This is a genomic window from Stenotrophomonas sp. GD04024, from assembly GCF_029837545.1.
In the GTDB taxonomy this organism is placed as follows: Bacteria; Pseudomonadota; Gammaproteobacteria; order Xanthomonadales; family Xanthomonadaceae; genus Stenotrophomonas; species Stenotrophomonas forensis.
Genome location: NZ_JAOEDV010000030.1, coordinates 36,736 through 47,846, shown reverse-complemented (window position 1 = coordinate 47,846; position 11,111 = coordinate 36,736). Strand labels below are relative to the sequence as shown.

Below are 11,111 nucleotides of genomic sequence, written 5' to 3'. Positions count from 1 at the left end.
ACCACTTCCAGGCCGAACCCGGCCAGGCCGACCTGGCGGCGCGGGGTGCCCAGCACGCGCAGCTTGCCCAGGCCCAGGTCGGACAGGATCTGCGCGCCGGCACCGTTGCGGCGCCACTGGCCCACATCCTTGTCCTTGCCCGGCACCACCGGCGCCGGCTGCTGGCGCAGGCGGGCCAGCAGGGCCTCGCCATCGCGCGGCGCCGACAGCACCACCATCACCCCCGCCCCTTCGGCATCGATCGCACGCAGGGCATCGGTGGCGGCCACGCCGAAATCGTCGCAGCGCCAGTGCAGCAGGTCAGCCAGCGGATTTTCCACCTGCACGCGCACCAGCGTGGGGCTTTCCGCGTCCGGGGTGCCACGGACCAGGGCGAAATGCAGGTCGTGGGCGATGCGGTCGCGGTAGGTGACCAGCTTGAATGGGCCGAATTCGGTGTCGATGTCGCGCTCGTCGACGCGCTCGACGGTCTTTTCGGTGGCCAGCCGGTAGGCGATCAGATCGGCGATGGAACCCATCTTCAGGCCGTGCTCGCGCGCGAACACTTCCAGCTCCGGGCGGCGCGCCATGCTGCCATCCGGGTTCAGGATCTCCACCAGCACGCCGGCCGGCTCCAGCCCGGCCAGCATGGCCAGGTCGACACCGGCTTCGGTGTGGCCGGCACGGGTCAGCACGCCACCCGGCTGCGCGATCAGCGGGAAGATGTGGCCCGGCTGGTGCAGGTCGGCCGGCTTGGCATTCGGCTTCACCGCAGTACGGATGGTGTGGGCGCGGTCGTGCGCCGAGATGCCGGTGGTGACACCCTCGGCGGCCTCGATGCTGACCGTGAAGTTGGTCTGGAACTGTGCGGTATTGGCCTGCACCATCGGCGCCAGGCCAAGGTCGGCGGCACGGGTACGGGTAAGCGGCAGGCACACCAGGCCGCGGCCGTGGGTGACCATGAAGTTGATGTCCGACGGCTTGACCAGTTCGGCGGCCATGATCAGGTCGCCTTCGTTCTCGCGGTCTTCGTCATCGACGATGACCACCATGCGGCCCAGGCGGATCTCTTCCAGGATTTCCGGAATCGGGGCGAAATTCATGCGGCATCTCCCTCTTCAGACGGTAGCTGCCGGCCGCTGGCCGGCAGGCTGACAAGCCTTTCCACGTAACGGGCGACCAGATCGATTTCAAGATTGACCGCGCTGCCCACGCCCGAGGCGGAGAACGCGGTATTGGCCACGGTGTGCGGGATCAGGGCGACTTCAAAGCCTTCGTCATCCACTTCGTTGACGGTAAGGCTGACGCCGTCCACGCAGATCGAGCCCTTCTTGGCGATGTAGCGGCGCAGCGAGGCCGGTGCGGCAAAGCGCCAGCGCTGGGCGCGCGCGTCTTCGTGGATGGACAGCACCTGGCCGAGGCCATCGACGTGGCCGCTGACCAGATGGCCGCCGAGGCGGTCGGTCGGGCGCATGGCGCGCTCCAGATTGATGACCGCGCCCCCGCCCAGCTGGCCCAGCGTGGTCAGGCCCAGGGTCTCGGTGGAGGCATCGGCCTGGAAGCTGCTGCCGTCGAATGCGATGACGGTGAGGCAGACGCCGTTGATGGCGATGCTCTCGCCCATCTGCACGTTGTCGAACGGCAGATTCCCGACATTGAAGGTGAAGCGGACATCGCCGCCGATGGATTCGCGTGCGGCCAGACGGCCGACGCCTTCGATGATTCCAGTAAACAAGTAACGTTCTCCGCAGAATGTGAGCGAAAAACGCCGCAAGGCAAACAGGCGCACGCAGGGCATGAGCCCTGTGGCACCGTCTTCTTTCATCCGGACTATGACCGTCGGCTCCGGCATTGGACCGGATCTGCTGACCCCCGGCGTAGGCCCGGGCGCTCGCGGGCTCGTGCTTGCGCACCTACCGCCGGTGGGGAATTGCACCCCGCCCTGAAGACGTTTGTGTACCGGCGAACCGGCACGGGTAGTGTACCAGCCGCCTTGCCGGGGTCGCTCAGGGTCGGGCCATCCCACGTTCAGCTGTGACCGGCGTCGCGTTGCTGGACATGCCTTCGCCCCGCGGCTCGCATTCTGTAAAATTTTCATTAAAATCCGTCGCCGGACGACACGAGGTCGCCACGGGCCGGCCGCAGGGCCGGCTCGCCAATGGACTGAAATTCACAGGAATTCCCATGCGCAAGATCCTGATCGTGGCCGCTCTGCTGGCCGCCGCCCCCTTCTCGGCTTCGGCTGACGCCCTGAGCTACACCTACGTGGAAGGCGGCTGGACGCAGGTCAAGGTTGACGACAACGCACTGGACGACCCCAAGGTCGACGGCGCCTATCTGCGCGGTTCGTTCGCACTCTCCGAGCAGGTGCACGTGTTCGGCGGCTGGTCGCGTACCCGCAAGACCTACCACTACAACGACGGTTCGCTGAAGCTGGAACTGGACCAGCCGGAGCTGGGCATCGGCTACCACATGCCGTGGACCGACCGCGTCGACTTCACCGCCGACGCCGCCTGGGTGCGCCAGAACGTTGAGCTGACCGATCGCTACTACGGCTACTCCGAGCGCTTCAAGGACCACACCAACCTGGGCCGCGTCACCGTGGGCCTGCGCGGCAAGCCCTCGCCCATGACCGAAGCCTGGGTCAAGACCGGCTACATGGACGGCGGCAACAACTTCAAGGGCACCTGGGTGGGCACCCTGGGCGGCCAGATCAACTTCACCAGGACCTGGGGCCTGGTGGGCGAAATCTCCGGCTACCGTGACGTCACCCAGTACTCGGCCGGCGTGCGCGCCAGCTTCTGATCCAACGATCGCTCCTCGTCGTGCGATCGAACGGGCCCCGCAAGGGGCCCGTTTTTTTTGGGGGCTGTCTTTTCAGACAAATTGCATGGTGTCCGGCGGGCCAATGCCACAGGCTGCTGCTTTTTCCCCTTCTGGATGGATGATGCTGGCCTATCGCCTCCCCCTGCTGCTGTGCCTGCCGCTTGCCGCGCAGGCCGCCACCGCGGAAAAACTGAGCCCGGAACAGGCCTTTGACCTATATGCCCGGGCCCTGCTGGAAAGCGATGCCCAAGCCGCAGAAGCCCTGGTCCGCGCGCTGCCCGCCGATAGCCTGTGGACTACCGATATGGTTCGGGGACTTGCCCGTTTCGAAGCGGAAATGCGCGCAGCGGTAGCCGGGCAAAGCGATGATGAGGAGGAGGTCCCCGCCGCACTTACCGAGGCGATGGTCGCCCAGATCACCAGAACATTTGCCAGCAGCCACTGCCGGGCAGTGCCTGGACAGGTCATTGCCGAAACTGCACCGGGCGGGAAGGCGCGGGTCACATTCACCTGCCAGGTACCGGTGTGGGATACAGAAAGCGGTCTGCTGGCCGAGCCGGACATCCAGCAGAAACTGCGGGACGATCAGGTGTTTGCTACGTATCTGATCGCATCGGAGCTGCGCATGGCAGAGCTGCAGACGATTACCGGCACCGCCGTGCTGGAAGGAAGCGCCGAGATGGGATATTTCCCAGGCGGCGGCATGATGCGATCCCTTTCCCCGGTGCTTTTCTCGGTCTTTCCCGCAGCACTGACCGATGCGCTTAAGGACGAATAGTGCGGTGTTCGCATGGCTTGCACACCCGTGCCATCGAATCCGCGTGCAGATGCGCTAGTCTTTCGCGCCTCTGCACTACCCACTGGAAACGGAACACCGTCATGAAGACTCCCCTGCGCACCCTGCTCGCCAGCGCTCTGCTGTGCGCCCCTGTGTTGACCACCGCCGCGCCGGCGCAGACGCCCGAACAATCGCTGGACCTGTACGCACGCGTGCTGATTGAAGACGATGCCGCTGCCGCGCGCACGCTCAACGATGCCCTGCGCAGCGCCCCCGACAGCGAGGACGCGTTGACGCTCGCGCCGGGCGCGGTGGCCAAGGCCCTGGCCGAACCGTGGATGGCGCTGCAGGCCAGCATCGGCGTCACGCCCGATGCCGCCGCGGCCGAAGAGATGTTCGCCAAGGTGCTGAAGGCATCGGCCTGCCGCGCCACCGGCAGCACCATCGAAGACAACGAGTACGTGAACGGCCAGAAGATCGCCACGGTCGATTTCAGCTGCAAGGTGGTGGACCTGGACAGCGTGCGCCCGCTGTTCATCGCCAGCATCAGCAGTGACGACCCCGCCGCACGCCGCCGCTTCATCGATGCCTACACGCAGGCACTGAAGAGCGGCGCGCGGCGCACGGTGAAGGGCAGCCACAAGATGTACTCCAGCGCAGAGCAGGCGTACTGGTTCACTGGCAGCTTCGATATGCTGATCAGCCCGGTGCTGGATGCACTCGCGCCGTTCGAGCAGTGGAGTGAAGATGCCCAAGCCGCCAGCGTACCGAAGGTGACCGGCGTGCCCAGCTGCGACCTGCTGCTGCAGCAGCACCGCAGCTGCGTGGCGAAGATCGCCCCGGACCAGATCAGCGGCGTGGACGCGATGGCCGAGGAACTGAAGGCCAAGGCACAGGTGCAATCGGCCGATGAAATGACGCAGGAGTGCAAGGCTCTGCGCCCGATCGCACGGATGATGTGGACCGACGAGTGCGCCTGAGAGGGTGACACTGGAACACTTTCCAGAGCGTGACAACCGGCTACCGTTCTATTTCAAACAAATCTGATAGCCGGTACCTGGCGACCACTGCACACTCGCGAGCCCTTCGCCCAAAGGCTCTAGTGATGCGCCTCCTGCTTCTCTCGCTGCTGCTGGCCACGGTGCCAGCAGCAGCTCGACCAGCGCCGCTCTCGCCGGAATCCACCTTCAACCTGTACATGCGGGCGCTGGTAGAGAACGACCGCCAAGCGTGGCGGGAGTTCCACGCAACCGTGGGACCTGCACTGGACCTGTTCCGCGGATGGGAAGACGAAACTTCACCGTTGGCCAAAGCCTTTCCAGACGCTGCTCTGGAATGGGTGGCCGATAATGCTGGGGCGGTCGAGGCCGCTCAAGCGCAGCAGGAGTGGATTACCGCGGTTACCCGCAGCTCGCGCTGCCGCGCTTTGAGTAGCGATACCTGGCACCGGCTGAGCGACGGCTATCGCGTCGCCACTGTTCGCTTCACCTGCCAAGTGGGCGATATCGAGCGACTGCGCTCCGTGTTTGAGGCTTGGCAGTTTGACGATCAGGATGAGAGAGATCATCTCATTTGGTCGTCCTATGTCACGCTTTTGCGCGATGGCCCGTTTCGGGCTCTCAACGGCACAACCCAGCTGGTGATGGCTCCCGATAGCGATATCTGGCATAGCGAAGAGCTCGACCAGCTCTCGATCCATGGCCGGATTGAAAAAGATATCAGCCGGGTGCTGATGGAGGCATGGGTACCGATGCTCCACTGGTGGGGTCAGACGCTTACAGCGAGCGAAAAACACATGACACTGGTTGCCGATTGTGACGGCATGATCCAGCACTATCAGCGCTGTGCGGCCCGCTTCGCACCGAATGAACTGCTGGGCGCATACGAGCTGGCAAGGCATATCAGCGTAAAGCACAGGACGGTAGCGGACAGCGAGCTGGCACAGCAATGCCTGGCACTGCGAGCCAAGGTTGACGCCCTGTGGCCGGAGCCTTGCGATTAACGGACAGATGCCCCGCAGTGTGCGCCAGTAGTCGCCAATGCCGCATCCACCTTGATCAATGTCATTTCGAAATAATTGCATGGACGGCCATTAGAGGTCGGGCAATGCTTTCCGCTCCTTCGCCGAGGGCGATCCTTGATGCGTATGCTTCTCTACTTCCTGGTCCTTACCGCCTTTCCGGCGGCAGGCAACTCCGATCCTCTTTCGCCCGAGGCTGCGTTTGATCTGCACGCGAGGGTAATGCTGCGGAACGACGCCGATGCGCGCCGCGAATTCGATGCACGCATCGGGCCGGCGCTGGGTCCGTACCAGGGTATGCACCCCGAGGTGCCGCCGCTTGCCAGAGGCTTGTCCTCGTCATCCCTGGACCTGATGCTTCAGAGTGCCGCGGCCGACGGCGTGCGACGCCATACCTATCCTTGGGCCACGGCCGTCCTGCGCCGGACGCATTGCCATGCCACCGGCAGCAAGGTCTGGCAGCGAAGCGGCGATGGCTACCACGTGGCCGATATCCGCTTCACATGCCAAGTCGCTGATGTTCAGAACCTGCATGACTGGTACATCGCCACACTGTTCGACCAACGCCATGGCAAGGATCGGTTCTGGTCGGCGTACATGAAGCAGCTGCTGGAAGGCCCCTTGCGAACAACGGAAGGCACCACGCAACTCGTCGCCGCATCTGACGACGGCATCTGGCACAGCGAGCGCCTGGGCGGCACATTTCCTGTCATTGAGCAGAATGTGGCCGAGGCACTGTGGGCAACCTGGCTGCCAATGAAGCAGTGGCAGGCCGAGGCAAAGCAACGCATGGCGCAGCACCTGACCCGCAACACGGAATGCGATTCACTACTCCGACGGTACTGGACGTGCTCCGCACGCCTCGGCCCGCGCGATCTTTCCGGCGCTGATGCACTGGCAGCGATGCTGGTCGACTCGCAGCACAACATGCCGGAAGCCGAACGTTCACAGCAGTGCACGGCACTGCGTTCGAAGATCGAGGCGCTGTGGCCGGAGCCCTGCGAATGAGGACTCCGCCATCCGGATGTCAGGGCGGCGCCTGCAGCGCAGACCGACCCTGGCGCAAAGCCTGATCACGCAAGTGGTGAAGCCAGATGTCCTCGAAAATTCGAACAAATTGCATGGACAGCCGCTGGCGTGCCCTGCACCCTCGCGGGCCTACACTCAGGACTACGATGATGCGTCTAGTGCTTCTTCCACTGCTGTTGGTCATGGTGCCGGCAGCAGCCCGGCCGGTCCCACTCACACCAGAAGCCACGTTCGACCTGTACATGCGGGCGGCGATCGAGAATGACCCCTTGGCGCGGAGGGAATTCGAAGCAAACTTGGGCCCTGCACTGCACCTGTTCCCCGACATGGGGACCGACGCATCCTCGTTGGCCGAAGCGCTGCCATCCGGCGCTTTGGAATGGTTGGTCAACGACGCCGGAGCGGAAGATGCCACACGTGTCCAGCAGGCGTGGACGACTGCGGTTCTCCGCAACACACGCTGCCGCGCCTTGAGCAGCGATATCTGGCACCGGCTAAGCGACGGCTATCGTGTTGCCACCATTCGTTTCAGCTGCCAGGTGGGTGACACCGAACGACTGCGCACATTGAGTAATGCCTCGATGTTTGACCCCCAGGAGGACGAGGACGATCACTTTTGGTCAGCGTATGTCGCACTCCTGCGGGATGGCCCTTTCAAAACGATTTACGGCACATCACAGCTGGTGATGGCTCCTGACAGTGAAATCTGGCACAGCGAAGCACTCGATCCGCGAACCCTCGGTAGCGAGGTCGACAACGATGTCGGCAGTGCGCTGGCGGGCGAATGGCAGGCGATGCACAGCTGGTGGTTTCAGACGATACGCATGACGGAGCGACACATGACCTTGGTTGCAGAGTGCGACGAACTTGTCCAACAGTACCGCCGCTGCGCCGCCCGCTTCGCGCCGCAAGAGCTTCTGGGTGCCGCAGCGCTGGCGAAGCAGGTAAGTGACCAGCACGGGACCATTGTAGACAGCGAGTTGGCACAGCAGTGCCTGGCGCTGCGGCCCAAGATGGAGGCCTTGTGGCCCGAGCGCTGCGAGTAACACAGCAACCTCCAGCGCCGTTCCAAGCATGAACAGACTCGGGAGGTGTGGAGCAGGCTTACCGTAGAGGAGCAACGCGCTGGCCCGTTCCGGGAAGCCGGCAAGCGGCCGGTGCTCTTGCGAGTCACGTGCGCAGCAGCAGCCGCAGGTCATCCCCCACCTGGCGCTGATCGACCACGCGCAGGCGGCGCTGCTGGTCCATCGCGTCGATGCCGAGGCCAGCCAGCAACGGGCGGCCACTGTCACCCAGCAACGTGGGCGCCAGGTACAGCAGCAGTTCGTCTACCCAGCCACCGCGCAGCAGCGCGCCAGCCAGGGTCGCGCCCGCTTCGGTGTGCACTTCGTTGATGCCGCGCTCGGCCAGCAGCGCCAGTACCGCGCCCAGATCGAGATGCCCATGGCGCAGCGCCACGCTGGCGAATAAGGCGTCGGCCGCATCAGGGGGACTGACGACCGCGTTGTGCAGGTACAGCGTGGGTGCCCCGCCCTCGCGCACGCGGCTGCATTCCAGCGAACGCAGGCGCGAATCGAGCACGACGCGCAGCGGTGGCATCACTTCGGCATCGGCCAGGCGCACGGTCAGCATCGGGTCGTCGGCCAGCACGGTATCGGCGCCGGTGAGGATCGCACCTGCGCGCGCACGCCAGTGCTGCACGTCTTCGCGCGCGGCTGGGCCGGTGATCCACTTGGAGCTGCCATCGGCCATCGCGGTGCGGCCATCCAGGCTGGCGGCCAGCTTCACCCGCAGCCACGGACGGTTGCGCTCCACGCGCGACAGGAAGCCCTTGTTGAGCTCGCGGGCCTGCGTGGCCATCAAACCCTCGGCTACGTCGATGCCTGCCTCGCGCAGCAGATCGAAGCCACCACCATCGACCTTCGGGAACGGATCGCGCATCGCCGCGACCACGCGCGATACGCCAGCCTCAATCAGGGCCAGGGCGCAGGGCGGTGTACGCCCGTAGTGCGCGCAGGGTTCCAGCGTGACGTAGGCGGTGGCACCGCGCGCTTCGCTGCCAGCCTCGCGCAGCGCGAACACTTCGGCATGCGGCCCACCGGCACGCTGGTGCCAGCCCTGCCCGACCACGCGTTCGCCATGGGCGATGACGCAGCCGACCATCGGGTTGGGGCGAGTGGTGTAAGCACCGCGCTCGGCCAGACGCAACGCGTTGGCCATGTGCAGGTGGTCAAGGACGGAGAACGGGGTGGTCATGCCGCCATGGTAACGCCGCCAGCATGGATCCATGCCATGCGGTCTCTGTGCCAACCAAGGTTGGCACCCACCAGGGCGTCAGCCCTTCTTCTTCTTGGTCAGGGCGATCACATCGCCCAGCAGCTGCAGCTGTTCGGTGCTGGAAGGCAGTTCGCGTTCCAGCTTCTCGATCTCCTCGCGGAAATCGGCCACATCCTCGAAGCTGCGGTACACCGAGGCGAAACGCACGTAACCCACATGGTCGAGCTTGCGCAGTTCGTTCATCACGAACTCGCCGACCTTGATGGAAGGCACTTCGCGTTCGCCACTGATGCGCAGCTGGTGAACCACCGCGCGCACCGCCGCTTCGATTTTCTCTTCGGGCACGGCGCGCTTCTGCAGCGCGCGGTCGAAGCCGGCGCGCACCTTGCGCTGGTCGAAGGCCTCGCGGGTGCCATCGCTTTTGACAATGGCCGGCAGCTTCAGCTCGACCGTTTCCAAGGTACTGAAGCGCTCGTTGCAGGCCTCGCACTCACGCCGACGACGGATCGTCGCGCCGTCTTCGGAGACGCGCGAGTCGATGACCCGGGTATCGGCATGCTGGCAGAAGGGGCAATACATGGAACGCCTGGCTCGCGAGAAGACCTGCGGCCACGGTCGTGGCAGCGTCGCAAAGGTACCTGAGAAGGGGCGCAGCAGCAATCTCCGCGCTTCTTCACTCAGGCCCGCCGCCCTTTGCCAGCCATCGCAAGTGGCAGGCGAGGCTGAGCCAGGGGGCCCCCCAACCCATTGCCAGCGCCAGCAGAATCGGGTCGCCTCCAAGGCCTGGAACCGTCAGGACCAGCGCGCACACAAGCTGAGCGGCAGACAGCAGAAACAGCGCCACCAGCATTGGCGCGGCCGCTTTCAATCCGTCCGGTCCACGCATCTGCCATGTATCTGCCAGCCAGACAACAAGAATGCACGCTGCCACGGACAGCACACCCCAAGCCGCACCCCATGTGAGAAATGCTCCCTTACCGCTGCCATGTGCCCATCCCCACAGCAGCACCAGCAGGCCCGCCAGGCCAGCCAATGCGCAGGGAATGGAGAAAAACAAGCTATGAAGAAGCAGATAGAGGCCGTGTCGACGGCGCACGGTGCGCATTGGGGTGTCCATGCAGGGAACCTAGGCCGGCTTTCCCCGGCAAACCATGCAATTTCTTTGAAACCGCTGGTCGTGCCGTCCCAGCGGCAATGACGACACGCACGCCGAAGGCTTTACTCCTCCTGCCTTGAAAGCCACCGCATATGCCAGCTCAAACTGGCCCATGGAGCGCAGATAGTCATCAGGAAGGGGGTATACAGCAGAGCTGCTGGCTCCCACCCAATGGCCGTGAACAGCATCGCCACGGCCGCAGCGGCCTGGAAGGCAGAAACGATGGGCAGCGCCTCCAACAAGCCTTCATGCGAATGTAGCCCTTCCATACCCGTAGTCCGCCAGCTGTCGCCCAGCACTACAGCGGCATAGGCGCTCCAGACCGAGATCACCACCCAGTTGGCGGCAGCCATCAGGAACGCTTCGGATGGCTGCGGCCTGGCGAGCCACACCATGAAGAGCGCGCATGTGGCCAGCACGCCAACCAACGCGCACGGAATGGAAAACAGCAACAGATGCCACCGCAACCTGACGTGGGTAAAGCGACCCAGCGGATTCATGGGGTATCCCAACCGTGAAGACCGCTGGGAGCTTAGGCAGGGCGCGCGCCTACTACCATGCAACTTGTCTTAAAAATCAGCGCACGGATAACCGGCTCACGTCCCCCAGCGCAACCACGCCAGGTGTGCGGCAGGCAGCAGGAACGGCGGCCCCAGGCCCAGGTAGCTCAACAGCGCGAACTCGCCGTCCTTGAACACCAGATGCAGCGTGACGGCGACCACAGCCAGCGCGGCCAGGACGCCCAGCAGCAAGCCCACCCACGCCGCCGGCGACGATTGCCGCAGTCCATCACGGCCGCGCCGCAGGAATACACCGCTCAGCCACAGCCATGACAGCAGGCCGATGATCCCGCCCAGCGACCACAGCAGCAGCAACGTGGGTTCGTTGCCAGACAGGTACTTGCCGTCCATCGCGACCATCAGCCCCAGCACCGCGACGGTTCCGCCGGCAGCAAGTGCAGGCAGGCCAAGCACGAGACCGCCCACCGCAACCATCCATTTGTGCAGGCCCTCATCCATGCATCCGGCTTCCTTCCATGTGCCGCG

13 protein-coding genes and 1 riboswitch are annotated in these 11,111 nt (G+C 64.5%); of the genes, 6 read left to right on the top strand and 7 right to left on the bottom strand.

All coding sequences use genetic code 11. The annotated features are described in order from the left end of the window. Together ribB and N7590_RS11770 are read right to left on the bottom strand one after the other, a co-directional pair. Positions 1-1,082 (bottom strand): 3,4-dihydroxy-2-butanone-4-phosphate synthase (gene ribB / locus N7590_RS11775; RefSeq protein WP_279935526.1); only part of this gene is annotated, 1,082 nt, incomplete at its 3' end. Continuing rightward, positions 1,079-1,714 carry a riboflavin synthase gene (locus N7590_RS11770; RefSeq protein ID WP_164242613.1) on the bottom strand — a complete coding sequence of 212 codons (636 nt, stop codon included), beginning with the start codon at positions 1,712-1,714 and terminating at the stop codon, positions 1,079-1,081. The genes N7590_RS11770 and ribB, both read right to left, overlap by 4 nt. Before the next feature lie 74 nt (positions 1,715-1,788). After that, positions 1,789-1,933: riboswitch (FMN riboswitch) on the bottom strand. Positions 1,934-2,163: 230 nt separating this feature from the next. Between N7590_RS11770 and N7590_RS11765 the strand changes: the two genes are divergently transcribed. From N7590_RS11765 to N7590_RS11740, 6 genes are all read left to right on the top strand, one after another. Continuing rightward, the gene (locus tag N7590_RS11765; RefSeq protein ID WP_164242614.1) at positions 2,164-2,784 is read left to right on the top strand and encodes a hypothetical protein; all 621 of its coding nucleotides are present in this window, start codon (positions 2,164-2,166) and stop codon (positions 2,782-2,784) included. A 142-nt stretch (positions 2,785-2,926) separates the two neighbouring features. Beyond that, entirely contained in the window at positions 2,927-3,583 is a 657-nt protein-coding gene (locus N7590_RS11760) for a hypothetical protein (RefSeq protein ID WP_164087437.1), read from the top strand. Between the two features lie 101 nt (positions 3,584-3,684). After that, positions 3,685-4,563: a hypothetical protein gene (locus tag N7590_RS11755; RefSeq protein WP_164242615.1), complete on the top strand. Its 879-nt coding sequence runs from the start codon at positions 3,685-3,687 to the stop codon at positions 4,561-4,563. A 125-nt stretch (positions 4,564-4,688) separates the two neighbouring features. Next, a complete protein-coding gene (locus N7590_RS11750) occupies positions 4,689-5,585 on the top strand; it encodes a hypothetical protein (protein WP_164242616.1) in 897 nt (298 codons plus the stop codon). Between the two features lie 138 nt (positions 5,586-5,723). Beyond that, entirely contained in the window at positions 5,724-6,611 is an 888-nt protein-coding gene (locus N7590_RS11745) for a hypothetical protein (RefSeq protein WP_164242617.1), read from the top strand. Between the two features lie 170 nt (positions 6,612-6,781). Continuing rightward, entirely contained in the window at positions 6,782-7,678 is an 897-nt protein-coding gene (locus N7590_RS11740; RefSeq protein WP_164242618.1) for a hypothetical protein, read from the top strand. 124 nt (positions 7,679-7,802) lie between these two features. Here N7590_RS11740 and ribD read toward each other — a convergent pair whose 3' ends face one another. The 5 genes from ribD to N7590_RS11715 all read right to left on the bottom strand — a co-directional run bounded on the left by ribD (position 7,803) and on the right by N7590_RS11715 (position 11,084). Beyond that, positions 7,803-8,888: a bifunctional diaminohydroxyphosphoribosylaminopyrimidine deaminase/5-amino-6-(5-phosphoribosylamino)uracil reductase RibD gene (ribD, locus tag N7590_RS11735; RefSeq protein ID WP_164242619.1), complete on the bottom strand. Its 1,086-nt coding sequence runs from the start codon at positions 8,886-8,888 to the stop codon at positions 7,803-7,805. A gap of 78 nt (positions 8,889-8,966) precedes the next feature. After that, positions 8,967-9,488: a transcriptional regulator NrdR gene (gene nrdR, locus N7590_RS11730; protein ID WP_004154186.1), complete on the bottom strand. Its 522-nt coding sequence runs from the start codon at positions 9,486-9,488 to the stop codon at positions 8,967-8,969. A 94-nt stretch (positions 9,489-9,582) separates the two neighbouring features. Beyond that, on the bottom strand, positions 9,583-10,014 hold the full coding sequence (locus tag N7590_RS11725) for a hypothetical protein (RefSeq protein ID WP_164242620.1): 432 nt from the start codon (positions 10,012-10,014) through the stop codon (positions 9,583-9,585). Positions 10,015-10,127: 113 nt separating this feature from the next. Continuing rightward, complete coding sequence (locus tag N7590_RS11720) at positions 10,128-10,565, bottom strand: hypothetical protein (protein ID WP_164242621.1); 438 nt, start codon at positions 10,563-10,565, stop codon at positions 10,128-10,130. 96 nt (positions 10,566-10,661) lie between these two features. Beyond that, entirely contained in the window at positions 10,662-11,084 is a 423-nt protein-coding gene (locus N7590_RS11715; protein WP_164242622.1) for a hypothetical protein, read from the bottom strand. Between the last annotated feature and the right edge of the window lie 27 nt (positions 11,085-11,111).